Source organism: Acinetobacter sp. N1-1 (assembly GCF_056711485.1).
Map to the genome: position 1 here is coordinate 2,026,313 of NZ_JBWXUO010000012.1, position 21,141 is coordinate 2,047,453.

The 21,141-nt window shown below is 38.0% G+C and carries 36 protein-coding genes and 1 pseudogene; 16 read left to right on the plus strand and 21 right to left on the minus strand.

Annotated elements, in window-relative coordinates; translation table 11 throughout:
• Nucleotide 1: 1 nt before the first annotated feature.
• From AC1MPL_RS10005 to AC1MPL_RS10100, 20 genes are all read right to left on the minus strand, one after another.
• Nucleotides 2-1,657: a terminase large subunit gene (locus AC1MPL_RS10005; protein WP_479765768.1), complete on the minus strand. Its 1,656-nt coding sequence runs from the start codon at nt 1,655-1,657 to the stop codon at nt 2-4.
• Nucleotides 1,657-2,256, minus strand: a complete 600-nt coding sequence (locus tag AC1MPL_RS10010) for a terminase small subunit (RefSeq protein ID WP_479765770.1) — start codon at nt 2,254-2,256, stop codon at nt 1,657-1,659. The genes AC1MPL_RS10005 and AC1MPL_RS10010 overlap by 1 nt, the downstream gene beginning before the upstream one ends.
• A 40-nt stretch (nt 2,257-2,296) precedes the next feature.
• Nucleotides 2,297-2,485: a hypothetical protein gene (locus AC1MPL_RS10015; protein ID WP_479765771.1), complete on the minus strand. Its 189-nt coding sequence runs from the start codon at nt 2,483-2,485 to the stop codon at nt 2,297-2,299.
• A gap of 50 nt (nt 2,486-2,535) precedes the next feature.
• Nucleotides 2,536-3,060: a NinB/YbcN family protein gene (locus tag AC1MPL_RS10020; protein WP_479765772.1), complete on the minus strand. Its 525-nt coding sequence runs from the start codon at nt 3,058-3,060 to the stop codon at nt 2,536-2,538.
• A gap of 28 nt (nt 3,061-3,088) precedes the next feature.
• Nucleotides 3,089-3,250, minus strand: a complete 162-nt coding sequence (locus AC1MPL_RS10025) for a hypothetical protein (RefSeq protein ID WP_479765773.1) — start codon at nt 3,248-3,250, stop codon at nt 3,089-3,091.
• On the minus strand, nt 3,250-3,525 hold the full coding sequence (locus tag AC1MPL_RS10030) for a DUF968 domain-containing protein (protein WP_479765774.1): 276 nt from the start codon (nt 3,523-3,525) through the stop codon (nt 3,250-3,252). The genes AC1MPL_RS10025 and AC1MPL_RS10030 overlap by 1 nt, the downstream gene beginning before the upstream one ends.
• Nucleotides 3,526-3,553: 28 nt before the next feature.
• Entirely contained in the window at nt 3,554-3,769 is a 216-nt protein-coding gene (locus tag AC1MPL_RS10035; protein WP_479765776.1) for a hypothetical protein, read from the minus strand.
• Nucleotides 3,770-3,830: 61 nt separating this feature from the next.
• The gene (locus AC1MPL_RS10040) at nt 3,831-4,004 is read right to left on the minus strand and encodes a hypothetical protein (protein ID WP_479765087.1); all 174 of its coding nucleotides are present in this window, start codon (nt 4,002-4,004) and stop codon (nt 3,831-3,833) included.
• Between the two features lie 618 nt (nt 4,005-4,622).
• Nucleotides 4,623-5,174: a hypothetical protein gene (locus AC1MPL_RS10045; RefSeq protein WP_479765777.1), complete on the minus strand. Its 552-nt coding sequence runs from the start codon at nt 5,172-5,174 to the stop codon at nt 4,623-4,625.
• Between the two features lie 9 nt (nt 5,175-5,183).
• The gene (locus tag AC1MPL_RS10050) at nt 5,184-5,489 is read right to left on the minus strand and encodes a PDDEXK family nuclease (protein WP_479765778.1); all 306 of its coding nucleotides are present in this window, start codon (nt 5,487-5,489) and stop codon (nt 5,184-5,186) included.
• Between the two features lie 6 nt (nt 5,490-5,495).
• A complete protein-coding gene (locus tag AC1MPL_RS10055; RefSeq protein WP_479765780.1) occupies nt 5,496-5,678 on the minus strand; it encodes a hypothetical protein in 183 nt (60 codons plus the stop codon).
• A complete protein-coding gene (locus AC1MPL_RS10060) occupies nt 5,671-5,880 on the minus strand; it encodes a hypothetical protein (protein ID WP_479765781.1) in 210 nt (69 codons plus the stop codon). The genes AC1MPL_RS10055 and AC1MPL_RS10060 overlap by 8 nt, the downstream gene beginning before the upstream one ends.
• A gap of 91 nt (nt 5,881-5,971) precedes the next feature.
• Nucleotides 5,972-6,139 (minus strand): hypothetical protein, encoded by a 168-nt coding sequence (locus AC1MPL_RS10065; RefSeq protein ID WP_479765782.1) that lies wholly within the window; start codon nt 6,137-6,139, stop codon nt 5,972-5,974.
• Complete coding sequence (locus AC1MPL_RS10070) at nt 6,139-6,381, minus strand: hypothetical protein (protein ID WP_479765783.1); 243 nt, start codon at nt 6,379-6,381, stop codon at nt 6,139-6,141. Before AC1MPL_RS10070 ends, AC1MPL_RS10065 begins: the two co-directional genes overlap by 1 nt.
• Nucleotides 6,378-6,728, minus strand: coding sequence for a hypothetical protein (locus tag AC1MPL_RS10075; protein ID WP_479765784.1), 351 nt, complete (start codon nt 6,726-6,728; stop codon nt 6,378-6,380). Before AC1MPL_RS10075 ends, AC1MPL_RS10070 begins: the two co-directional genes overlap by 4 nt.
• Complete coding sequence (locus AC1MPL_RS10080) at nt 6,725-8,092, minus strand: replicative DNA helicase (protein ID WP_479766216.1); 1,368 nt, start codon at nt 8,090-8,092, stop codon at nt 6,725-6,727. The genes AC1MPL_RS10075 and AC1MPL_RS10080 overlap by 4 nt, the downstream gene beginning before the upstream one ends.
• Nucleotides 8,092-8,946 (minus strand): hypothetical protein, encoded by an 855-nt coding sequence (locus tag AC1MPL_RS10085; RefSeq protein WP_479765785.1) that lies wholly within the window; start codon nt 8,944-8,946, stop codon nt 8,092-8,094. The genes AC1MPL_RS10080 and AC1MPL_RS10085 overlap by 1 nt, the downstream gene beginning before the upstream one ends.
• Nucleotides 8,943-9,098, minus strand: a complete 156-nt coding sequence (locus AC1MPL_RS10090) for a hypothetical protein (protein ID WP_479765786.1) — start codon at nt 9,096-9,098, stop codon at nt 8,943-8,945. The genes AC1MPL_RS10085 and AC1MPL_RS10090 overlap by 4 nt, the downstream gene beginning before the upstream one ends.
• 46 nt (nt 9,099-9,144) lie before the next feature.
• Nucleotides 9,145-9,420 carry a hypothetical protein gene (locus tag AC1MPL_RS10095; RefSeq protein ID WP_479765787.1) on the minus strand — a complete coding sequence of 92 codons (276 nt, stop codon included), beginning with the start codon at nt 9,418-9,420 and terminating at the stop codon, nt 9,145-9,147.
• Between the two features lie 10 nt (nt 9,421-9,430).
• A complete protein-coding gene (locus AC1MPL_RS10100; RefSeq protein ID WP_479765788.1) occupies nt 9,431-9,625 on the minus strand; it encodes a helix-turn-helix domain-containing protein in 195 nt (64 codons plus the stop codon).
• 128 nt (nt 9,626-9,753) lie between these two features.
• Between AC1MPL_RS10100 and AC1MPL_RS10105 the strand changes: the two genes are divergently transcribed.
• The 16 genes and pseudogenes from AC1MPL_RS10105 (at nt 9,754) to folE (ending at nt 19,842) form a co-directional block, all read left to right on the plus strand.
• Entirely contained in the window at nt 9,754-10,455 is a 702-nt protein-coding gene (locus AC1MPL_RS10105) for a S24 family peptidase (protein ID WP_479765789.1), read from the plus strand.
• A 63-nt stretch (nt 10,456-10,518) separates the two neighbouring features.
• Nucleotides 10,519-11,445: an LAPAL motif-containing putative phage structural protein gene (locus AC1MPL_RS10110; protein WP_479765790.1), complete on the plus strand. Its 927-nt coding sequence runs from the start codon at nt 10,519-10,521 to the stop codon at nt 11,443-11,445.
• Nucleotides 11,446-11,651: 206 nt separating this feature from the next.
• A complete protein-coding gene (locus tag AC1MPL_RS10115; RefSeq protein WP_023272323.1) occupies nt 11,652-11,813 on the plus strand; it encodes a hypothetical protein in 162 nt (53 codons plus the stop codon).
• Nucleotides 11,813-12,022, plus strand: coding sequence for a hypothetical protein (locus tag AC1MPL_RS10120; protein WP_479765072.1), 210 nt, complete (start codon nt 11,813-11,815; stop codon nt 12,020-12,022). The genes AC1MPL_RS10115 and AC1MPL_RS10120 overlap by 1 nt, the downstream gene beginning before the upstream one ends.
• Nucleotides 12,019-12,390 carry a hypothetical protein gene (locus AC1MPL_RS10125; RefSeq protein WP_479765791.1) on the plus strand — a complete coding sequence of 124 codons (372 nt, stop codon included), beginning with the start codon at nt 12,019-12,021 and terminating at the stop codon, nt 12,388-12,390. Before AC1MPL_RS10120 ends, AC1MPL_RS10125 begins: the two co-directional genes overlap by 4 nt.
• Nucleotides 12,391-12,392: 2 nt before the next feature.
• Nucleotides 12,393-13,259, plus strand: a complete 867-nt coding sequence (locus AC1MPL_RS10130; RefSeq protein ID WP_479765792.1) for an ATP-binding protein — start codon at nt 12,393-12,395, stop codon at nt 13,257-13,259.
• A gap of 101 nt (nt 13,260-13,360) precedes the next feature.
• Nucleotides 13,361-14,419 (plus strand): hypothetical protein, encoded by a 1,059-nt coding sequence (locus AC1MPL_RS10135; RefSeq protein WP_479765794.1) that lies wholly within the window; start codon nt 13,361-13,363, stop codon nt 14,417-14,419.
• 10 nt (nt 14,420-14,429) lie between these two features.
• Nucleotides 14,430-14,816 (plus strand): annotated as a pseudogene (gene ssb / locus AC1MPL_RS10140) (single-stranded DNA-binding protein); the annotation flags it as partial.
• A 23-nt stretch (nt 14,817-14,839) separates the two neighbouring features.
• Nucleotides 14,840-15,235, plus strand: coding sequence for a hypothetical protein (locus AC1MPL_RS10145; RefSeq protein WP_479765795.1), 396 nt, complete (start codon nt 14,840-14,842; stop codon nt 15,233-15,235).
• Entirely contained in the window at nt 15,232-15,426 is a 195-nt protein-coding gene (locus AC1MPL_RS10150) for a hypothetical protein (RefSeq protein WP_479765796.1), read from the plus strand. The genes AC1MPL_RS10145 and AC1MPL_RS10150 overlap by 4 nt, the downstream gene beginning before the upstream one ends.
• 213 nt (nt 15,427-15,639) lie before the next feature.
• Entirely contained in the window at nt 15,640-15,837 is a 198-nt protein-coding gene (locus AC1MPL_RS10155; protein ID WP_195774037.1) for a helix-turn-helix transcriptional regulator, read from the plus strand.
• A 116-nt stretch (nt 15,838-15,953) separates the two neighbouring features.
• Entirely contained in the window at nt 15,954-16,538 is a 585-nt protein-coding gene (locus AC1MPL_RS10160; protein WP_479765797.1) for an anthranilate synthase component II, read from the plus strand.
• 4 nt (nt 16,539-16,542) lie between these two features.
• On the plus strand, nt 16,543-17,601 hold the full coding sequence (gene trpD, locus AC1MPL_RS10165) for an anthranilate phosphoribosyltransferase (RefSeq protein WP_479765798.1): 1,059 nt from the start codon (nt 16,543-16,545) through the stop codon (nt 17,599-17,601).
• A 4-nt stretch (nt 17,602-17,605) separates the two neighbouring features.
• Nucleotides 17,606-18,409 (plus strand): indole-3-glycerol phosphate synthase TrpC, encoded by an 804-nt coding sequence (gene trpC, locus AC1MPL_RS10170; protein ID WP_479765799.1) that lies wholly within the window; start codon nt 17,606-17,608, stop codon nt 18,407-18,409.
• A gap of 95 nt (nt 18,410-18,504) precedes the next feature.
• Nucleotides 18,505-19,203, plus strand: coding sequence for a Smr/MutS family protein (locus tag AC1MPL_RS10175; protein WP_479765800.1), 699 nt, complete (start codon nt 18,505-18,507; stop codon nt 19,201-19,203).
• Between the two features lie 90 nt (nt 19,204-19,293).
• On the plus strand, nt 19,294-19,842 hold the full coding sequence (folE, locus tag AC1MPL_RS10180) for a GTP cyclohydrolase I FolE (RefSeq protein ID WP_479766217.1): 549 nt from the start codon (nt 19,294-19,296) through the stop codon (nt 19,840-19,842).
• Nucleotides 19,843-19,905: 63 nt separating this feature from the next.
• On the opposite strand, the gene hemE is transcribed toward folE, so the two are convergent.
• The gene (gene hemE, locus AC1MPL_RS10185) at nt 19,906-20,976 is read right to left on the minus strand and encodes a uroporphyrinogen decarboxylase (RefSeq protein WP_479765802.1); all 1,071 of its coding nucleotides are present in this window, start codon (nt 20,974-20,976) and stop codon (nt 19,906-19,908) included.
• Nucleotides 20,977-21,141 lie beyond the last annotated feature (165 nt).

Sequence of the window (21,141 nt, forward strand, 5' to 3'; positions counted from 1 at the left end):
ATTAAAGCTTACTCCAAACATCAATGTTTGAGAGTTGAGGGTTATAGCAGATCATTACAGCATCAGCTCGGTTAGGTGATTTCGAGCCATCAGGCTGCTTATCTACAAGTATTTTCCCCACACCATTTTTACTGTATGTCGGTTGTGATAATTCCATGATGAGCTGTGTTATCTCATTCTTATCAAGATCATCACTAGAAAGTGAAATAAGATTATCTGCATCATAGTCACGACCATTTAAAGCACGATGCGTGTTTTGGAAACGTAGTCGCAAAGACCACCAAGACTGTGCTTTAAGGTTTGCAAAGAAGTCTTTATTTAAGCGTTTCTCTACCATTTCCCCATCTGGATCATGTACCGATGCAGAACCACGAAATGACTCAACTGTAATTTCTGATCTTCCAATCTCTCGGTTTTTCTCATTAATCACACGGGCATCGCCACGGCACCCAGCACCTAAACCATCAGCATCGTAGAATAATGTTGAGTAGGTATCATCAACACAAATATCCATAGCTTTTTGTGTTGTACCAAAAATATCATCGCCTTTGCCTGACCATGTATCTAAGCGTTTGAGTAGAATCCCATGACGACCAGCAAATGAGTTTTTATCTTTACCTTCATCTGCTACATCAAGCCCACCAATCTTGTCGCCAGTCGGCTCGATATTTAGCGTCTTATGAGCATCTATTGCAGATCGAACCCATTCCGCAGGAATAAGCACACCTTCAACCGAAGCTGCATAGTTAATATCTACCTCTTGAGCCAGGACAACATCATCCAATGTGGCAAGTTGCTTTTCATACCATGGGTGAATCTTTTTACCTTTGTATTCAACCGACCAATTTTTATCAGGGTTATCACGCCAAGGCATTGTAAAAATAGGATAACGACCACTAAAACGATCTTGATAAAATCGATCACCAATACCGTTTGGCGTTGAACCTTTGATGTGCACATTTGTGTTTTGAGATATTGCAGCATCTACAGCATTTTGACGCTCTGTAAATGCCCATTCATCAAGCAAGTACATTGAGGTACGACCACCACGACCAATATTATCGCCAGCTTCACCTGTAATCGTTGCCCCATTATCAGGGTTTACAATACGCAAATAATTGTCATGGTCTCGTTCACTAAAACCTTTGGGCTTCATCCAAGAGGGCATCTTAGAGAACATATCTCTAAACTTATGAAGTAGTGTTTTAGGATCGCCTTTCTTATCAACTAGATCCTCTTTACGACTGCCTACACCTGCAGCAAAACCATCAACAAACAACCAGTGATGTAAAAAGAACCCCAAAACTACATAAGACATACCTTCGTCTCGTGACTTCTCAATTAGACCACTGGTCTGCGTATTCTCTCGATCAAGTAACCATTCAACCAATTCAACTTGTTTAGGTCTAAGTACAAAAGGCAGATTCGCTGGCAAGCCATAAGCCATACCACGAGGATCATAAGTCCATATCCAGTGGTTAAACCAATGAATAGGGTCTTTTCTGCATTTCTCGATTTCTGCTTTCTTGGATTCTTCTGATTGCTCAGTGACTGCTTTGTAGTAGTACCGTCTAGTCATCTCAGCAATGACTTCAGGAAGTCTTGTATTGATTGTCCAGTCTTTTAAGAGAGGTGTAATTTCTTCAAGTGCATACATTAAATCTCCCCATTAATTGCTAATCGAGATAACTCTTGTGCTGTGAGTTTTGATAGTTCTTCAGGTGTAAGTTTTGGTTTAGCTTCTACAGAGTGTTCAATAGGCCCACCGTCTCTACCCGTATGTTCTAAGCGATCTTTAAATGCACCAACTGCAATGTGCTTACCGAGTAGCTCAAGGTTTTTAACTTTATCTGGCCATTTTATTTTCTTAACAGCACCATTAGCATCAGACAATTCGATGCTTTCAAAGTTAGAAATGTACTGTCGCCAAATCTTTGGCCATTCACTTAGTGGTAGCAATTTACCGCTATCATCCATAATGTCTAATGCATCCATCTGGTCAATTTCGACCAAACGCTGTAAGACATAATCAGCATCAACCTGAACTCGATTTAAACGATGGCCATTTAAATACTGGATACGCTCTTGAACTTCTTCACGGTTATAAACATCAAAACCATGCTGTTTAGCTGAGCGCTCACTAAACCCTGCACGAACTGCAGCTTGTGAAATATTCAAGTCTTTTAAATACTCTTGGCAGAACAACTCATGACGCTCATTTTTAAGTTGTTCAGCGCCTTGTGTTGCGTCTGTCATTTTGTTTTTCCCATAAAAAACCACCCGAAGGTGGTTATTATTAACTATTCAATATTTTATCAACAAACTCATTAAATTGATCAATATTTTCAAATTGAAAAGTAAAATCACTTCTTATTCGTGGTGCATCTGCATCATAGTGCATATCAACTTTAAGCAATTTTTCATTGAGTCTAATAAGGTCTATTTGCTGTAAGTTAATCAAAGTATCATCTTGTCTGATATACATTGTTATTCCTTCTGATTTTTTAAAACAAACAATATATCATTTAATATTAATTATTCTACAGCCCACTTCAAATTTTCTGGGCATGTCAAATATAACCCTAAAGTAATCGATGCAAAGTCATGTATCTTGTCGCAAAACTCTGACAGTTGCTTCGTATTTGCTGTACTGGTTTTTAGATGATCTTTAACAAACATTTTTACAAGATTGTTGTACTGCACCCAGTAGTGCTTCTGCTCATTCTCACCTAATCGTTCAATCACTTTTTTAAACTGAATCACCGAGTCGTATTGCTCTTTTGATTCTTCATTATCCCGAACCATAATTGACGCAAAGAATTTCTTTTTCATTAGGAACTTCATTTGCTCTGGTGTATCACCCGTATGTTTAGCTATCTCACCAAACCACATGTGAATTAATCTGTTTTGAGCTTTAGTACGTGTTTCTTCTTTTTGATCAACTCTCACAATTAGAGGCTTGCTATCACTCACTGCTTCACTATGGTGCTGACCTAAAAATGAGTGAACTTTCATTACATCAGTAAAGGACTTAATGACGAATATTTGCTTTAGGTCCATCGTCATTTCCCCACGTTTAGTTGCCCAATTACTTGTCTTCTAATTGTTGCTTTACGATCTTATAAGGTTCGCCATGAAATACGATAGTCTTTCCATTTTCAGCAGACTCTCTAAAATCTGCATAGCAATATGCAAAACCTGCAAAGAATGCTATAGCAAGTAAAAATAAAACACTCGGTACTTCTAACATTAGAAAATCTCACTCTCGTCCATCGCTAACATCCGATTCGTCTTAATCAGCATCTGTTCAAACCATAACTTCGACTCATCGCGTTTCATACTTGAGTACGTGTCAAACTCGTAATGGCACTTATGGCAAAGCGGTATCGTAAATTCATCACTGGCCTTAATACCTCGACCTTTCCCATGCTCGGTAAAATTGCTATGTGCTGCTTGAGAGTAAGGACTACCACACTTCACACAAGGCAATGATCTAACCGCGTTTAAACGTTGATTACTTCGCATAGTTGCTCGTCCTTGAGCAGTTGTTGAATTAAAGAAACTTAATTGCAAGTGTTAAAAGTTCAGACTTAGCATCAGGGCCTAGCAGATCAACACCATGTTGAATGAAGTTATAAGCCTTTTCTAAATCTTCAACACCTTTTTTAATTACGCTTTCTGCTTCTGTTGCGATAGTCGTAATTGTGCTTTCTGCAGATTGCTCTGCTACTGGTTGTGCTGTTTGTGGTTGTTGCTCTAAATCAGTCATGATGACTTCCTTTTGTTGGGGTTTAAAAAACTGTATGAAGAATGCGAATATGCTGAATATCTTAGTGAGCATTGATCTGTTCTCTAATGTTCGCTATGCATTTCTTGAAATAGGTAATCTTCTTGTCTGTATGAATTAAATCGTCATAGCCCATTAATTCACGAGATAAGCTTTGGTATTTGTTGAGTTCTACTTGGTATTTTTTTAAGTGCTTACGTGCTTCTATGATGTTCATAAGCACTCCTTGTATTTATCCTATCGACACGTTCTAACTGTCATGTCGATTTTTTAGGTTTTTATAAACATGTATTGGTTTGACTGGGCGCAACTTTGCGCTGAGTGAGTTCTAAGCATGTGGCGGATTGCCACACCCTTTAATTTGGATGGTTTAAAATGGTGGAACTACACCAGATTAAAGCCAAAAAAAGGGACGCATAATTATTTTGCGTCCCCATTCATGACAGCCTTAGCATTCGACATATTAGCTCGGCCAACTGCTAATACACCGCTACTCACAATCACACAAACCTAACATGCACGGTCTGCTTTACTTGCTTTCGTTCCTTTTATGGTCGGGCATACCAATAGCCCTAGTTTTAATTCCCTCGAATTCGAGGGGTTTTACTCGATGGCATGTTCTATAGTTGGTAAATCTATAGGCAATAAAAAAGCCCACATAAAGTGAGCCTATTTGTTCTCCGCCCACTGCTAAATCACAGTGCAACCTTTTCAGGCGCTCGGATATCCAAGCCAAAACGAAGTAGATGACCGCAGTTTAATCAAACCACTAAGTATAATTAATAATACGACCATCTTAGTGAAACTATACCTTACCTATCACAAAAATGATAGCTTATATTTTTGCTTCTTTTATCGTTTCTTTTTTATATTCCACCATAGTTTTATTGGCTTCTTCGATTGCACTCTCTAAAGCTAAAACCATAAGTTCCTCATATGGCTTCCATGTAAGGCGATACACATTATGAGTCATCTGATTATCTCTAATACCTGCATAGAACAAACGCCCTTTTGCTGTATAAGCACTTTCTAATTCAGGATCTAAGGCAAAGTCAATCACCATACGTGCAACCAACCATGCCATGTGATACATAGCTATACCTTGTGGCTCTCGCTTCTTATCCTGTGTCGCATTTAAAATCATCACATTCGCCAAATGATTACGCACATATTCATAATCACTCTGCGACTTATACCCAAATAACACCAGCGAAGCCACCGACTTAGCAAGTTGTGTTTCAATCTTAGCAATTACGCCAAGTCGGTCTTGATAATCCAAAGGTTTTGCTCCTGTACCGTGTATGTTTGGTTCAAAGTTTGGAGATGAAGCAGTCAACCCCTTCATATACCACTCAAAGTTTTCAAATTTTTCTGCAACTGCGTTCATCTTTAACCCTTATCCTTTTTGTATTACTGTTATTGCTTGATCTACACTCTCAACCACATAAACCCGACCTCGCCATGTTTCATGCCATACCATCTGATCAGGTGTTAGCTTTCTACTTGATTTTGGCTTACTTCCGTCCTTCACTTCGAGTAGGTAGTTATTGTTCCGAAATCCACACAACAAATCGGGACAACCTCGCCCCACCGAGTGCAAGTGTTCTACTGTGCACCCGATCTGACGTAATGCCTGAACAATCTCTGTTTGATTGGCATCGACTTTGGCAGCTCTACGCATTGTCTGCCTCTGTTTGGTCATGTTTATTCATGGCAACCGTCTCCCTGCTTTGATTTCTTTTTGGGTTGCGTGTCTAATCATATTTTTGCTTAACACCACTCTTGAATGCTTACCAATAACCACATACCAATCATGCACTTCAATAATTTCTAATAATCCACGATGGTATTTATTGTGGCAAATCAAATCACCCACCTTATATTCAGTCATTTCTATATCCTTGGTGTATTTCTTCGGATGTAGCATGACGCAAGTGTTCAGCTCTAAATCCAATCTCAAAACTACGATGATTAGTTACAAAAACCGTTTGACGCATATCTTGATCAAACACCCCAGTAACCTCATAGATGTCTGGCCATAAATCTTCAAATTCAGTATGTACAACAACATCACCTTTCTTAAACTTATTCATGGCTATTTACCCCAAATCGCCACACACGTACTAGAAATCATCATTACTGAGATAATCACCGTTATCATGATTATTAAAAATTTATCTTCACTCATGGCAATCGCTTCCCTGCTTTGATTTCTTCAATTTCTTTTGGTGTAGCATGTCTTAGCACCATGTCTTTATGTGCATCACTAAGGTTGTCATAACCGCTGTGATACCTAACTACATCATCAAGCAGAACATCAAAAACCCAATCACCCACCTTAAATTCACTCATTACCCACCCACCGTATCAATTATTGTCTTTATAGCTTTAAGTGTTAGCTCATGGTCATCACCTGGTGCGACAAATAAACCAGCTATCATTTCCACTTTTCTACGATACTTAGTTGCCTGATCTCGGTACTGATTACGTTCACGGTCTAGCTTTTCATTGAATGCTAATAGTTCGGCATGTTCTTGTTGTAATTCGCTTAAATTCATGCCCATCAAACGATTGTCTAATTCATTCGCTTTCATGCCAATTCCCTCTTAACCAAATTCAGAACAAACTTCAAAGAGAATACTTTGTCGTCCTTTTTATTTACTCTTTCTGCAATATTTTTTTCTAAGACATCAATAATTCGAGCGTGACAAAACCTTAAAAGGTTATATTTGACTGTAATCTCAGACAGTTCAGCTTTTAGCTTTTCGATTTCCACCAATGCATCCTCATGTGATGGTTCTTTAAAACACACTCCATTTGCCCAACAAAATCCATCAACTTGACAATACCCAGCACCGTGTTTGCATTTCGCAGCTGCTTTAGCAAATAAATCTAAATCATCTGATTTCAAATCTAGCTCAGTGACTTGGATTGTTTTCATGCTGCTTCCCCATGTAGTTGCTCAAGTGCCATTGCATCTAAATTAGAAAATTGGCAGTAATTTAATTGTGCATGCATCATTGCAGTACCAATTTCCCCATGTCTATTTTTCCCCACAATCGCTTCGGCAATACCTTGGTATTTCGATTCCTTGTGATAAACCTCATCGCGGTATAGAAATATGATTTGGTCTGCATCTTGCTCAATTGCTCCAGATTCACGTAAATCCGACATGAGTGGACGTTTATCGTTGCGTGTTTCCAAACTACGGTTGAGCTGAGAAAGTAGAACAACAACGCAATCAAATTCTTTCGCCATGGCTTTCAACTCACCAGTGAAATATGCAATCTTTAGATCTTCACGTGCGAACTGTTTGGTTGTTTTCATAATCTGTAAGTAATCAATAAACACTGCACCGACAGACCCGTATTTGTGCTTAGTTTTTCTTAGAGCTTCACGAATGTTTGAGATTGACGGTCTAGACGTGTCGTTAATCTCCATAGGAACGTTTTTAAGCGCGACTACGGCTTGTGTGTATGCCGAGTACTCCTCTTTAGGCAAAAGGTGCGGTGTGTTGCGTACAAGCCCGATATTGGCAGGTGCGATTGAGCAGCACAGACGCATTGCAATTTGTTCTTTCGGCATTTCGCCTGACATGATGAGTGTTGGCTTACCTTGGTGAATAGATACATGACTTGCGATTGTCTGAAGCATGGTTGTTTTCCCCATGGCAGGACGTGCAGCTAAAACAACAAGTGAACCCTTTTCAACATCACCGAGTTTTTTATCTAAATCATAAATTCCTGTTTGAATACCTGTAATCGCAGATTTACCTTCAATTGCCAATTCCATTTTTCTAGCCATTTCTTCAAAGGTGTTTGCAGCAGCATCATGAATATGGAATAAGTTTTCTGTTTCTTGCTCTGCTGTAATTTCAGCAAAAGCCGACTGAGCATTCATCACCAAGTCACCACGGCTTACTGTGAGGTTTCTCGCTTGTTGCATAATCTTCTCAGCTTGTGACTCTACAGCACGGCATACAGAGAGGTTTTTAAGTTGCTCAACATGCGATTTAAGATTTGATGCACTTGCAGGTACTTCACTGAGCAATTCAATCAAATACTGCTCACCACCAACAGATTCTAGTTTTTGATGTGACTCAAGGTACTGTTTAACGATCATTGCATCGTATGATGAGTTTTGTTTATCAAGCGCTACGATTGATTTAAATATCTCTTGGTGACGCATTGAGTAAAATTCGTTTTCAGTGAGTAGGTTTTCAACCGTGCCGTATGAGTTTTCAACCGACATCAGTGTTGCCAAAACAAACTGCTCGATCTGTACGTTATGAATTTTTGAGCCAATCATTGATTACCTCCTAAAAAACCTTTTGGTTTGGTAGGAAGTTGGAAAGTGAATCCTGTTCCTTGGGCTTCTTGTTTTTCAGGTGAACCATTGGCTCTAGTAACCCAGAAATCATTTTCCCATTGTTTTTGGTTTAACCATGCTGACGGTGATGGAATGTACTCACCATCCTGTTTTATCCAAGATGCATCTTGTTTTTGTTTTTCAAGAACAGAAATCAGTAAATCAAGATCAACACTCGATTCGTATTTTGCAAAAGTTTTTGCTGTTCCCGATTTATCAGATTTGCGTTTACACGTTGGATAACTTGACCAGAATTTTTCAAAGGTTTTTGAATACCCCCCATGTTTTTTACTTGTATTCTTGTGTTTGTAATCTAGTGAAGTAATCTTGTGTATAACGGAATTAGAATTTAGTGCCCCCGAACTTACGTTTCCTTGACTCCCGAACTCGAAATCATCATTTCGGGAATTAACGTTTTGTTGTTCGCGAGATTCACTGTTTTTATCTAGCTCTTTATCATTGTTTTCTAGGTTTTTTTGAAACCATTTATCGAAAGCAACAACGTCTAATTTGAAGAATATTTTGTGCTCTAAACGCTTTTCTGTTTCAATCAAAATACCAAGTGAGCGCAGTAATTTTCTTGCTGTGCTCTGTTGGCTATACGACATAGCTGTTTCTGTTTTCCACTCTTCAGCCGTCTTGTACACACCAAGCTTATTGTCCGTTTTATCATTCCAATAAACCAGTTGGCATAGAAAAATGCCTGCAAGTGGATTGCCTAGCATGTTACCGAGCTTCGGATAGTAAGCTACAGCTCGTCCAAGCCCTTTAAGCGTTTCATAATGACTCATTTCATACTCCCAGTCACATATGCACATAATTCCCACTCTGCAACAGATAAGGCTTGGGCATTTTCTAAAGTCCGTTGCTCTGAAAATAGAGCAAAAGCCTTTTGCACTTTTAAAACCTTTTCTTGTAAAGTTTTTTCTGCTAAATTATTCATATTCATTCGCCTCTATGTTTGAATACCAAAAGCCTGATCTTCGACATCAGGCTTTTTCTTTGTCTGAATCCCCATGAATCCCCTCTGACTCCTCTTGAAGATCAACTTCTGTGGACAACTCCCGCATTAAAGCTCCTAATCCCAAGCGCTCAAATGCTTTTGCTTGTAAATTAAGTACATGCCACTCGCCAACGATTTCTTTTTCAATAAGAAATGCTAGATATTGAGCAAGATCTTTTTCTTTAATGGCGGCCATAACTTTGGCTCGCTTATGGATTTCAGGAGACAACCGAACATGTGTAGATTTCTTTTCAAGACTCATATTTTTTTCCTTAAGCCACTAAAAATGATGTTTGGTTTTTTTCAACAAGGCAGTCAAGATTCCTACCTTTTTCGTATCCAACACTCTGTTGCTCACCACGCAAAATTCTTGAGATTGAGCTTTGCCCAATTCCTGTTTCATTACCGATTTTTTGTTGCGTGTAACCTTTTGAGTGCAGAAATTCTATTTTCTCTTTCAAAGTCATGATTTATTTCCTCTCACTTTATTTTTCTATTTTATGCATGTTTGCATAATTGTCAATGCATTAGTGAGTTATTACTTTAGTTTTATGCTTTTTAGCATAAAATGTATTAAAACAATGGCTGTAGTGATATGAGCTTTCTAGTATCAAATATTGAATTTCTTTTAAATAAGTACAAAACCAATCCTAACGATCTTGAGCAAAAAAACCCTCGGATTAAGCAATCCACTATATTTCGCATTCAGACAGGGGTAACAAAAGACCCTAGAAGATCAACTCTGGAGCCTTTTGCTCAATGGGCAGGAATATCTATTAGTGACTTATTTGACAAAGACTTAAGTGTAGAGAGCAAAGACGAATCAAACTCCGCTAAGCTAGACAACAACGTCGTCCCAGTAACATCAAAATTATTGCCTGTACTTTCTTGGGTACAAGCAGGCTCAATGACTTCTGTTGAGACAGTAGACAGATCAGAAATTAATGAATGGCTACCACCTTTAAGCATGGATGATCCTGCAGAGTGTTTTTATTTAAGAGTTGTTGGCATTAGTAATTTCCCAACATACATGGAAGGCGATTACATTCTTATAAATCCCACCCTATGCGCCTCAGAGCTTATCTCAGGTGATCTAATTGTTGTTCGCCACAATACTGATGCCACATTTAAAAAATTAGTTATAGAGACTGATGGGCGCAAATACTTACAAGCACTTAATCCTAATTTTCAGCCGAATATTATTGAATTTGAAGAAGGTGCTGAATTGGTTGGTTTAGTAATTGATGCATTTAGACCACTCGGTGGTTCAAGATCAAAACGTGATAGAAGAAATTGAATACCAATTGCTGAAAAAGAAATAACTAAATAGGATTTGCTTGAGTTTAACGGTTAAAATAATATGGCTAAAGATTTATGCGTGGTTGAAGAAGATATGAGTCAGAGATTTCATATAGTTTATGATGGTAGTGCATTGGATACTCACGTAATGGACGTGCGTGATCTTGCACCTGCTATGTTAGCTATTAATGACCTTTTGACTAATGCCAATAAAGAAATTAATGGAGATAAACTTAAAGTCGAGCTTAAAGTTAAGGCAAACTTTAAACAAGGTAGCTTTGGAATTGAGTTTATTGAGCACCTACACTGGGTTAGTCAAGTTAAGCATCTTTTGCTTAGTGATGCTGTTACAGCAGCCGCAAACGCAAGCGGTTTAATTGGTTTGATTGGTTTATTTGGCGGTGGTGTAATCGCCCTCTATAAAAAACTCAAAGGCGAACCACCTTTAAAAATTGAAGAAAATTTGAATGGAGCTAAAGTATTCTATAGTGAAACAGAGTACATGGAAGTCTCCAAAGAGGTATTACGATTATATCGCAATAAAACAATCGCATCAGACTTAAAGAAAATGCTAGAACCTTTAGATAAAGATGGGATTGATTCATTTTATGTTGTAAAAGATGATGATAAAGAAAATGTCGCCCTCTTTATTTCAAGTGATGAAGTTCCATATTTTAAGTTCCAAGATACTGAAGATGATCTAGGAGAAAATATTTCTATCTCTTATTTGCAAATAGATTCCCTTACTTTTAGAGAAAAAAATAAATGGAAATTTGCTTATGGCGACACAACTATTAGTGCCTCGATCTTAGATGACCTATTTCTTCAAAATATTGATAATGGAGAAATTAGATTTGGAAAAGGCGATCTATTAAAAGTTAAACTAAGAACAAGCCAAAAGTTCTCGCATGGCAAACTAAAAATAGATTATGAAATTATTGAAGTCTTAGAACATAAGATAGTAAGACAAGGAAATCTTGAGTTTTAAAATAAATTATTAACACACCTTCAGCCCTGCACTATGCGGGGCTTTCTTTTGGGTATTATAAATGAAAAAAACAAAATAATGCAATTATGCATAATTTAGTATTGCATTATTTAATGCATTTATGCATAATTGCATTACCAAGACAATAAAAAGCCCATGTAGACCTTCGAAATCAAACATGGGCTTTCCATCGTAACGAGGTAATTATGCAACAGAACAATCTAGCAAATCAACAGCGATTAGTTAAAAAGCTAATCCGCAGTCAAAACAAGAAGTTATTTAAAAAGCGTCTGATTGAGGATGCTAAAACTCTAACCGCCTTCTCTATTTTGGTTTCTATCGCTGTGTTTTTAGGAGTGAATTTCTAATGAATGTTCAAGACTCTCAAGCACAACACGTTCTTAACGTATTCAAAAACGATACGTGGCAAGAAAAACAAGCCGTTGTCGAAACACTCTACATGCTTGGTCACTTAACCAATGCTGAGCATACCAAGCTCACCCAAGAATCGATGCACATTAAAGACCAGGTGCGTCAACAGGAAGAAGCTGAACTATTTGGTGAGGTGTACGCATGAAAATGTATCTAGTGACTACTGCACTCACAGGCTATGAATTTATCAAAGCTGTAAAAGAGAGTGGGAACTTCAAAAACCTAGATGGTGAGGTTATCCCTAAATCACACATTCAATCACTTGATGTTGTTACTCCTGATCAAGCTGAGTTTGAGCTTACATATAGAAAATACGAGCTTCATGTAGATTTTCATAAGCATGACAACTTGGTTTATGGAAATCCTAAGACACAGGCTATCTATAGTTTATGGCGTAATGCAAAAGGATTACCTGTTTCAGATCCGAATTATATTCGTGTTTCCCAGGAGTTGGCTGAGAGATCTACTCAAAAACCTGAAATCTACTCATCAAGAAAATATAAAGGGGATTAATCATGGAACACTTTGTATTTACTAAGGCTGAGCGCAAAAAAGCGAAATTAAAGCTTAACTTAAATGGCCCATCAGGTAGTGGTAAAACCTACTCTGCACTTACTTTAGCAAGTGGTTTAGGTCAGAAAATTGCAGTTATTGATACAGAAAATGAATCGGCTTCTTTGTACGCCAATGAGTTTGTTTTTGATACGTTGCCACTACGCCCACCCTACACACCTGAGCGATATGTCGGTGCGATCCAAACCGCACACAACATGGGTTATGACGTTCTTATTATTGACTCCGTAACACACGAATGGACTGGTACAGGTGGTTGTTTAGAAATCAATGATGAAATAGCTAGAACACGTTTCCGTGGAAACTCTTGGAGTGCATGGTCTGAAACTACGCCACGCCATCGCAAGTTTATTGATGCGTTACTTCAAACGGATATGCATATCATCACCACAACACGTGCCAAAACTGAGACGGTACAAGGTGAGGGTAAAAAGATTCTTAAGCTGGGTATGAAAGCTGAGCAACGCGATGGTTTTGAGTATGAATTAACTGTCGCACTTGATGTTGTTCATGATGGTCACTCTGCTCTGCCTACAAAAGATCGTACCAAGCTATTCAGCACAAATGGTGAAGTTATTACAGCTGAAACAGGTGAACGTATTCTTGCTTGGCTTAATGATGGTCGTAGCCAAGAAGAAGCGATGCAAGCTGCATTCGATGAAGCAATTCAACGCATAGAAAAAACATCAGATGTAGCTGAACTTGGAATTATCTACTCACAGTTCAAAAACACAGATTATGAAGCAGAAATTGTGAGTGCTTGTGGCAATAAGAAGCAGTCATTAATTCAAGCTCACGGCAACGCTTAGATGAAATTTGAATACTGCTTCCACTGTAAGCAACTCATGCAAGCAGATACGAAAGGTCGATGTGTCGCTTGTTATACATATATAGTTTTTGGGATAAGAAGATGAACGAATTACAAATTATTGAACAGAATGCAATTGTTTCAGCATTCGCAAAACGTGGTGGTACAGATGAACTGTTTGAACGTATTGCAACAGAAGCACGTTCTTATGTTCCCGACGTGACAACTAAAAAAGGTCGTGATGCTATTGGCTCTCTTGCAATGAAAGTTAGCAAGACTAAAACACTAATTGAAAAGCATGGCAAAGAGCTTGTTGCTGAACAGAAAGCACAAATCAAAATGATTGATGATGACCGTATTTCGGTGACTAAAAAGTTTGATGCTTTACGTGCTGAAATCTTAGCGCCTCGTGATGCTTGGGAGCAAGCAGAAAAGGACCGTATAGCCAAGCATAAAGATGCTATTCAGCTTATTAAAAATTATGCCTTAACTGATTTTTTAAACACTACCCTTTTGAAAATCAAAGGTGATTTAGCTTTCATAGAGAATCTAATTATTGATTCAAGATATGAAGAATTTGAACAAGAAGCCAAACTTGCTAAATACGAAACACTTGAGAAGTTACGCACTGCCCTAACAGATCGTGAGAAGTATGAAGCTGAACAAGTTGAATTAGAACGTGTTCGTAAAGAAGAAGCTGAGCGACTACAACGTGAACATGATGAACGCATTGCACGTGAAGCAGTTGAGAAAGCCAAGCAAGAAGCTGAAAAGAAAGCCAAGGCTGAGGCTGAACGTGTAGAGCGTGAAAAGGCTGAGGCATTGAAACGTGAAGAACTGCTAAAAGCCCAGAAAGAAGCTGCTGAGTTACGTGAAATTGAATTGCAACGTCAGGCTGAGGAGCGTAAAAAACAGGCTGAAATTGACAAACAGAAAGCGGTTGAGGCTGAACGTATTCGCATTGAACGTGAAACACAGCAACGACTAGAAGCTGAACAAAAGGCTGAGGCAAAAAGAATTGCAGATAAAGAGCACATGCGTTCTGTAAATAAAAGCATTGTTTTGGCTATGGCCAACTTAGGTTTATCTGAAGAACAGGCTCAGGGATTGATTAAAGCCATTTATAAAAATGAAATTCCACATATTTCGATTAAGTATTGAGGGCTGAATAATGCGTGGCGTAAATAAAGTAATTCTTGTCGGGACGTTGGGTAAAGACCCTGAAACTAAGAGTTTCCCTAATGGTGGTTCAATTACCCAATTCTCTATTGCTGTTTCAGAGAGCTGGGTTGATAAAAATAGCGGTGAGCGTAAAGAAAATACTGAGTGGATACGTATCGTTCTAAACAATCGCCTTGGTGAAATAGCACAGCAGTATTTGCATAAAGGTTCAAAGGTCTACATTGAAGGCTCTCTTCGTACTCGTCAGTGGACTGATCAAAACGGTCAGACTCAATATACGACGGAGATTCGGGGTGATCAAATGCAGATGCTAGATAGTCAGCGTCAAGATGGTCAGCAAAATAATAACTATGGCAACCCTAGTCAGGGCTATGGATACGGACGTTAGGAGCTTTGGAAATGATTGATTTAGAGAAAAGAATTGAAAGTGCGATGGATATGTATTGTAGCAAAATAGATGCAATGCACGTTCCACCAAGAGATACGGATATAGATGTTGTTTTAAGTGACTGCTTGAACAAAATCACCGAGCTAAAACAAAAACTCGAAAAAATTGAAAGTGGTGAGTTTGTTTTGGTGCCGAAACAACTATTAGGCATAAAAGTATCTGATGATGATACAAACTTGATTGATGCAGAAATAACTCAAAAGTCAAATGAACTTATAGCAGACTTACTCATTAATAATGGTGAAGAAGAACTTGAAATGCTTGTTGCAAAAGCAATGAAGCTTGGTGAGCTTTATGAACGTAAAAGATTGCAACGGTCCATGGTCGAAGCAGAGCCAAGCATATGAGTACACAAAAGTATATAGAGTGCAGCCATTGCAACAGAGCAATTGATGTAAGCGAAGTTGCTAATGAGCATGCCCATTGTGGTTATTTTCATGATGGTGCAGTCATAGAAATTAATTGCCAAAGTTGTGGTGGAGGGACATTGGTTGAGGTTGGATGCCATGTTTCATATAAGGTTGTAGAACATGACTAAATACATCCAAACCGAACTCGGCACAGAAAAACAATGTATTCACTGCGGTGAGTACTTCCCTGCTACGAAAGAGTTTTTCTACGGCACTGGTCGTATTAAAAAAGATGGCACCCAAATTCTAGAATCGAATTGCAAAGACTGTTACAAGCAACGCTTCAAGCCTTGGGTGAAGAAATGTAATGATGTTAGTTATCGGTATGCGTGAGGTGTGAAATGGAGATTGATCGCAGAATTAGAGCAAAAGAGTTTATGTACTTTCTTGGTGTTACTAGATACAAGTTTTACGAGCTAATTAATAAAGGTGATATTCAAAGCCCGATTAAGATTTCTGAAAGGGATGTTTTTTGGTATTCATCGTATGTAAAGCAAAAAGTAGAAGAACATAAAAAATCTGATATAGTAGCCACTTAACCAAGTGGCTTTTTTATTATCATGTGCCTGTAATTTTCACCAAAACGGGTAATAGAACGGGTAATAAACACAAATACTGCAAATAATATTTTAATTTTCAAAAGGTTGCCATTAACATGCTTCTGATGATTGATAACTACGATAGCTTTACCTATAACATCGTCCAATACTTTGGCGAGTTAGACCAAGAAGTTAAAGTTGTTCGCAATGACCAAATATCATTAGAGGATATCGAACGATGGCAACCTCAATACCTTGTCATTGGTCCTGGGCCATGCTCTCCAACCGAAGCAGGTATTTCAATTGCAGCCATTCAGCACTTCGCTGGAAAAATTCCAATACTTGGTGTTTGTTTAGGGCATCAAAGTATTGGACAAGCATTTGGTGGTAATACTGTTCGAGCCAAAACAGTTATGCACGGCAGACTATCAGAGATGTACCATAAAGATGTTGGTATCTTTTCTAATCTACCTTCACCCTTTACTGCAACACGCTACCATTCACTTGTTATAGATCAAGATACACTTCCTGAATGTCTAGAAGTTACTTGTTGGACAAATCAATCTGATGGCTCAATAGAAGAAATAATGGGTGTAAAACACAAAACACTTCCTATAGAAGGTGTTCAATTTCACCCTGAATCTATTCTAAGCCAACATGGACATCAAATTTTCAAGAACTTTTTAGAGACATACAAGTGACATCATGAATATTCAACAAGCTATAAAAAATATGACAAAAAACATCCATTTGACTAAACCCCAAATGAAAGATGTAATGTATAGCATCATGCAAGGCGAAACGACTAATGCCCAAATTGGTGCATTTTTGATGGGTTTACGTTTAAAAGGTGAAACTATCGAAGAAATTACAGCATCAGCTCAGGTCATGCGTGAACTTGCTATTCAGGTTAAACCTAAGAATACTAAACACCTTATCGATATTGTAGGTACAGGTGGCGATGGACAAAACCTATTTAATGTATCTACGGCTGCAAGCTTTGTCATATCATCAGCAGGTGCAACTGTTGCCAAACATGGGAACAGAGGTGTTTCAAGTCACTCTGGATCGTCAGATTTACTTGAAAAAGCAGGTATTCATTTAGATCTATCAGTTTCTCAAACTGAGCGCTGTTTAAATGAAATGGGGATAGGCTTTTTATTCGCACCTAACCATCACAAAGCAATGAAATATGCCATTACTCCTCGCAAAGAATTAGGTATTCGCACTATATTCAACCTTTTAGGACCACTTACAAACCCTGCTGGTGTACAACGTTTAGTTGTAGGTGTTTTCTCTGAAGAGTTATGTATTCCTATTGCTGAAGTACTGAAAAACCTTGGTGCGGTACATGTTATGGTTGTACATTCACAAGATGGTTTAGATGAAATTAGCCTAGCCACAAAAACAACCGTTGCTGAGCTTAAAAACGGTGAAATAACAACTTGGCAAATTTACCCTGAAGATGTTGGTATTCAAATACAAACATTAAGCGGATTAAGTGTAGATAGCTCTCAAGATAGTCTGAAACTCATTAAAGATGCACTTGGTCGTAAAAAGTCTGAAATAGGTCAAAAAGCGGCAGACATCATTGCACTCAACGCAGGTGCTGGTATTTATGTTTCTGGACTTGCAAAAGACTATGCACAAGGTGTTGCTTTCGCACAAGACATTATCGACGGCGGACAAGCTCTTGAGAAAATGAGTGTATTTGCCGAATATACAAAAACTTTAAAACTTGTTGATCCAACAACAACTGAGTAAGCTTATGGATATCTCCAACACCATTTTAGGTAAAATCATTGACCGTAAAGTTGAAGAGCTTGCTATACGTCGTAAGCAATACACTTTATATGACTTAGAACAATTTACAAAAAATGCCAGCCCAATTCGTTCATTCTCAGAAGCACTCAATCGCAAAACACCGGGCGTTATTGCTGAAATTAAAAAAGCTTCACCATCGAAAGGTATTATACGTAAAAATTTTGATCCTGCTGAAATTGCACAGCAGTATGAGCAAGCAGGTGCAGTATGTTTATCTGTACTGACAGATCAAGATTTCTTTCAGGGTGCAGATAAAAATATTCATATTGCAAGACAAAACTGTAACTTGCCCGCACTGCGAAAAGATTTTCTGATCGACCCATATAATGTGGTTGAAGCACGTGCTTTACATGCTGACTGTATTTTACTTATTGTTGCATGTCTATCGGATCAACAACTTGAAGAAATGTCGAAAACAGCCTTCGAGTATGGCCTAGATGTACTCGTTGAAGTTCATAATGAACATGAACTTGAGCGTGCATTAAAGCTGAATGAAAAATGTTTACTTGGTGTCAATAATCGTGATCTTAAAACTTTTAAAGTTGATCTAAAAAACTCTATTCGTCTCAAAGAACTCTTGCCTGCTGAACGCATGCTTATTACAGAAAGTGGCATCGCAACACCAAAAGATGTAGCTCAAATGCAAAAGCATCATATTCACCACTTTCTCGTTGGTGAAAGCTTTATGAAACAAGAAAATCCTCAACAAGCATTTTATGATTTGTTTGGCGTACCTTCTCTTATATAATCGTGACTATATACAATAAAAAGGCAGTCCATAACATATGGCTGCCTTTTTATTTCAGTCTTATTTTTTTCATTTGTTATTGAGCATGATTAACTATGAGTAATTCAGATAGTTTTCTTTCGAAAGAACAGCGAAGTCTTTTAAAACAATTTCGCAAACAAATTCAATACCCTCATGCTAACTCATCTCAAGACACTTCTATAAAAAAAGAGATACCCATTACTACTTCTCCCCAAGAAGAAGATGCAACTGCTTTATTTAAACAAGCAGTACAAGGTGTAAAAAAATTAGATCCTGCCAATATTGCTCCTATTACTAAGCCCAAAACAAAGAAAGTAAATGCACAAATTTTAGCAAAACGAGTTGCTGCCGAAGGAGATGCAACCCAAGATCATGCAGAACTGTCAGATACACAAGCTGCCCTCAACCCTGTAGGAAGTCAACAAACTCTTAGCTATCGTATTGCAACATTACAACATCGTATATTTGAAGACTTAAAAACAGGTAAAATACGCTGGTTTGAAGCAGTCGATTTACATGGCTGTACTGTAGAGGAAGCACGTCAAGCTGTCTTACAAATCATTCAAATGGCAAAAAACGAAAACCAGAATGTAGTTAAAATTGTGCATGGCAAAGGACCAGAAGCAATACTAAAAACCTACGTTAATGGCTGGCTTCGACAGCATAGAGATGTACTGGCCTTTGTAAGTGCTCCTGAAAACCAAGGTGGTACAGGTGCTGTATTAGTACTTTTAAAACGTGCAGAGAAAAACCCTAAATATCAACAGCAGTAATTGATATGAATATTAAATCTTTTAGAAAGAAAATTTTCTGCTACAATACTGCCCTTGCTCAATTTGTGTAAGTGAACACCTGTTATGTCTATGCAGCAATCCTACGAAAATATTCTTGAAGCCGTTGGTGAAGACCTTGAACGTCCGGGCCTCAAAGACACACCTCTTCGTGCCGCAAAAGCATTTTCGTATTTGACGTCAGGCTATAATAAAACACTCGAAGAAGTTACCAATGACGCGGTTTTCCCTTCAGATAACCGTGAAATGGTTTTAGTCAAAAATATTGAATTTTATTCTTTATGTGAACATCATTTACTACCTTTTTACGGTCGTGTTCATATTGCATATCTACCTGAAGGGCAAGTATTAGGGCTTTCAAAGTTTGCGCGCATTACTGAAATGTTTGCTCGTCGCTTACAAATTCAAGAGAACCTAACGCAACAAATTGCCGAATCTATTGAACAAATCACAGGTGCACGTGGTGTGGCTGTAGTCATCGACTCTGCACACATGTGTATGATGATGCGTGGCGTTGGCAAACAAAGTTCAACAACAAGAACCGTTTCATTTGTCGGTGAATTCAAAACAAATACAGAAACTCGTCGTGAGTTTTTAAGTGCTGTTCCTGAAAGCTATTAAATATAACTTAGAAACAAAAAAGGATAAGTTTTTACTTATCCTTTTTTAATAACTTCTATTTTATCAAAGATATTTTGCACTATACTCATGCACTGTATCTACAAATATTTTTGGCATGTCAGGATTCACCCATTGGGTAATACCATGGCCTAAATTTGCGATATATCCTGTTTTTTCTCCATTCGCATAAGCATCATCAAGCATTGCTTTCACTGCTTTTTCAATAGTATGATTAGACCCATATAATGTTGCAGGATCTAAATTACCTTGTAATGCTGCACGACCGTTAACAAGTTTACGAGCCTCATCTAAACGTGTTGTCCAATCTAATCCAAAAGCATCCGCCCCAGTATCTAACATGACATCTAGCCATTGACCACCGCCCTTGGTAAACAAAATGACAGGAATACGATGGCCATCTTTTTCACGGATCAAACCATTCACAATTTTCTTCATATAATTCAGTGAAAAGTCGATATATTCACGATGTGCTAATGCACCACCCCAACTATCAAAAATTTGAACCGCTTGAGCCCCCGCTTCAATTTGCGCATTTAAATAATCAGTGACAGCATCTGCTAAACGATCAAGTAATGCATGCAAAAGCTCTGGCGTTTTGTAAAGCATTTCTTTGGTAAAACGGTAATCTTTACTTGAACCACCCTCAATCATGTACGTTGCAAGTGTCCAAGGGCTACCCGAAAAACCAATTAAGGGAACACTTCCACCCAATGCTGAACGAATTGCCGTTACCGCATTCATGACATAGTCTAAATCGGTATTGACATTAACTTTTGGTAAATTTTGAATATCTTGTTCTGTACGAATTGTTTTTTTAAACTTTGGTCCTTCCCCAGTCTCAAAATAAAGCCCTAAACCCAATGCATCAGGTACAGTTAAAATATCTGAAAATAAAATAGCTGCATCCAAATTATAACGACGTAGTGGTTGCAATGTCACTTCACAAGCAAATTCAGTATTTCGACATAAAGATAAAAAATCACCTGCTTTTGCTCGTGTTTCACGATATTCCGGTAGATAACGACCAGCCTGACGCATCATCCAAATAGGTGTTGTATCAACAGATTCACGTAATAATGCACGCAAAAAACGATCATTTTTTAAAGTCGTCATGCCTTTCTCAATCATTGAATTATTTCAATATATTATAGCAAAAAAGCATCTACATAAGATAACCGAGCCTACCAATAATGATTATTGAAACTATACATGTACGAAATAATTAATGCAGAAAATAATAAACTCTGTAATACTGAGCACGTTTTACAACAATATAAT

Excerpts from the sequence above, each read along its gene's own strand:
- AC1MPL_RS10060 (WP_479765781.1), bottom strand. The coding sequence starts at position 5,880 with ATGAATAAGTTTAAGAAAGGTGATGTTGTTGTACATACTGAATTTGAA.
- AC1MPL_RS10010 (WP_479765770.1), bottom strand. The coding sequence starts at position 2,256 with ATGACAGACGCAACACAAGGCGCTGAACAACTTAAAAATGAGCGTCAT.
- AC1MPL_RS10085 (WP_479765785.1), bottom strand. The coding sequence starts at position 8,946 with ATGAGTCATTATGAAACGCTTAAAGGGCTTGGACGAGCTGTAGCTTAC.
- AC1MPL_RS10065 (WP_479765782.1), bottom strand. The coding sequence starts at position 6,139 with ATGAGTGAATTTAAGGTGGGTGATTGGGTTTTTGATGTTCTGCTTGAT.
- AC1MPL_RS10125 (WP_479765791.1), top strand. The coding sequence starts at position 12,019 with ATGAAAATGTATCTAGTGACTACTGCACTCACAGGCTATGAATTTATC.
- AC1MPL_RS10160 (WP_479765797.1), top strand. The coding sequence starts at position 15,954 with ATGCTTCTGATGATTGATAACTACGATAGCTTTACCTATAACATCGTC.
- AC1MPL_RS10045 (WP_479765777.1), bottom strand. The coding sequence starts at position 5,174 with ATGAACGCAGTTGCAGAAAAATTTGAAAACTTTGAGTGGTATATGAAG.
- trpC (WP_479765799.1), top strand. The coding sequence starts at position 17,606 with ATGGATATCTCCAACACCATTTTAGGTAAAATCATTGACCGTAAAGTT.
- hemE (WP_479765802.1), bottom strand. The coding sequence starts at position 20,976 with ATGACGACTTTAAAAAATGATCGTTTTTTGCGTGCATTATTACGTGAA.
- AC1MPL_RS10150 (WP_479765796.1), top strand. The coding sequence starts at position 15,232 with ATGAGTACACAAAAGTATATAGAGTGCAGCCATTGCAACAGAGCAATT.
- folE (WP_479766217.1), top strand. The coding sequence starts at position 19,294 with ATGCAGCAATCCTACGAAAATATTCTTGAAGCCGTTGGTGAAGACCTT.
- AC1MPL_RS10030 (WP_479765774.1), bottom strand. The coding sequence starts at position 3,525 with ATGCGAAGTAATCAACGTTTAAACGCGGTTAGATCATTGCCTTGTGTG.
- AC1MPL_RS10130 (WP_479765792.1), top strand. The coding sequence starts at position 12,393 with ATGGAACACTTTGTATTTACTAAGGCTGAGCGCAAAAAAGCGAAATTA.
- AC1MPL_RS10110 (WP_479765790.1), top strand. The coding sequence starts at position 10,519 with ATGGCTAAAGATTTATGCGTGGTTGAAGAAGATATGAGTCAGAGATTT.
- AC1MPL_RS10025 (WP_479765773.1), bottom strand. The coding sequence starts at position 3,250 with ATGTTAGAAGTACCGAGTGTTTTATTTTTACTTGCTATAGCATTCTTT.
- AC1MPL_RS10070 (WP_479765783.1), bottom strand. The coding sequence starts at position 6,381 with ATGAAAGCGAATGAATTAGACAATCGTTTGATGGGCATGAATTTAAGC.
- trpD (WP_479765798.1), top strand. The coding sequence starts at position 16,543 with ATGAATATTCAACAAGCTATAAAAAATATGACAAAAAACATCCATTTG.
- AC1MPL_RS10005 (WP_479765768.1), bottom strand. The coding sequence starts at position 1,657 with ATGTATGCACTTGAAGAAATTACACCTCTCTTAAAAGACTGGACAATC.
- AC1MPL_RS10015 (WP_479765771.1), bottom strand. The coding sequence starts at position 2,485 with ATGTATATCAGACAAGATGATACTTTGATTAACTTACAGCAAATAGAC.
- AC1MPL_RS10075 (WP_479765784.1), bottom strand. The coding sequence starts at position 6,728 with ATGAAAACAATCCAAGTCACTGAGCTAGATTTGAAATCAGATGATTTA.
- AC1MPL_RS10135 (WP_479765794.1), top strand. The coding sequence starts at position 13,361 with ATGAACGAATTACAAATTATTGAACAGAATGCAATTGTTTCAGCATTC.
- AC1MPL_RS10035 (WP_479765776.1), bottom strand. The coding sequence starts at position 3,769 with ATGACTGATTTAGAGCAACAACCACAAACAGCACAACCAGTAGCAGAG.
- AC1MPL_RS10115 (WP_023272323.1), top strand. The coding sequence starts at position 11,652 with ATGCAACAGAACAATCTAGCAAATCAACAGCGATTAGTTAAAAAGCTA.
- AC1MPL_RS10105 (WP_479765789.1), top strand. The coding sequence starts at position 9,754 with ATGAGCTTTCTAGTATCAAATATTGAATTTCTTTTAAATAAGTACAAA.
- AC1MPL_RS10020 (WP_479765772.1), bottom strand. The coding sequence starts at position 3,060 with ATGGACCTAAAGCAAATATTCGTCATTAAGTCCTTTACTGATGTAATG.
- AC1MPL_RS10055 (WP_479765780.1), bottom strand. The coding sequence starts at position 5,678 with ATGACTGAATATAAGGTGGGTGATTTGATTTGCCACAATAAATACCAT.
- AC1MPL_RS10100 (WP_479765788.1), bottom strand. The coding sequence starts at position 9,625 with ATGACTTTGAAAGAGAAAATAGAATTTCTGCACTCAAAAGGTTACACG.
- AC1MPL_RS10120 (WP_479765072.1), top strand. The coding sequence starts at position 11,813 with ATGAATGTTCAAGACTCTCAAGCACAACACGTTCTTAACGTATTCAAA.
- AC1MPL_RS10155 (WP_195774037.1), top strand. The coding sequence starts at position 15,640 with ATGGAGATTGATCGCAGAATTAGAGCAAAAGAGTTTATGTACTTTCTT.
- AC1MPL_RS10095 (WP_479765787.1), bottom strand. The coding sequence starts at position 9,420 with ATGAGTCTTGAAAAGAAATCTACACATGTTCGGTTGTCTCCTGAAATC.
- AC1MPL_RS10090 (WP_479765786.1), bottom strand. The coding sequence starts at position 9,098 with ATGAATAATTTAGCAGAAAAAACTTTACAAGAAAAGGTTTTAAAAGTG.
- AC1MPL_RS10145 (WP_479765795.1), top strand. The coding sequence starts at position 14,840 with ATGATTGATTTAGAGAAAAGAATTGAAAGTGCGATGGATATGTATTGT.
- AC1MPL_RS10050 (WP_479765778.1), bottom strand. The coding sequence starts at position 5,489 with ATGACCAAACAGAGGCAGACAATGCGTAGAGCTGCCAAAGTCGATGCC.
- AC1MPL_RS10040 (WP_479765087.1), bottom strand. The coding sequence starts at position 4,004 with ATGAACATCATAGAAGCACGTAAGCACTTAAAAAAATACCAAGTAGAA.
- AC1MPL_RS10175 (WP_479765800.1), top strand. The coding sequence starts at position 18,505 with ATGAGTAATTCAGATAGTTTTCTTTCGAAAGAACAGCGAAGTCTTTTA.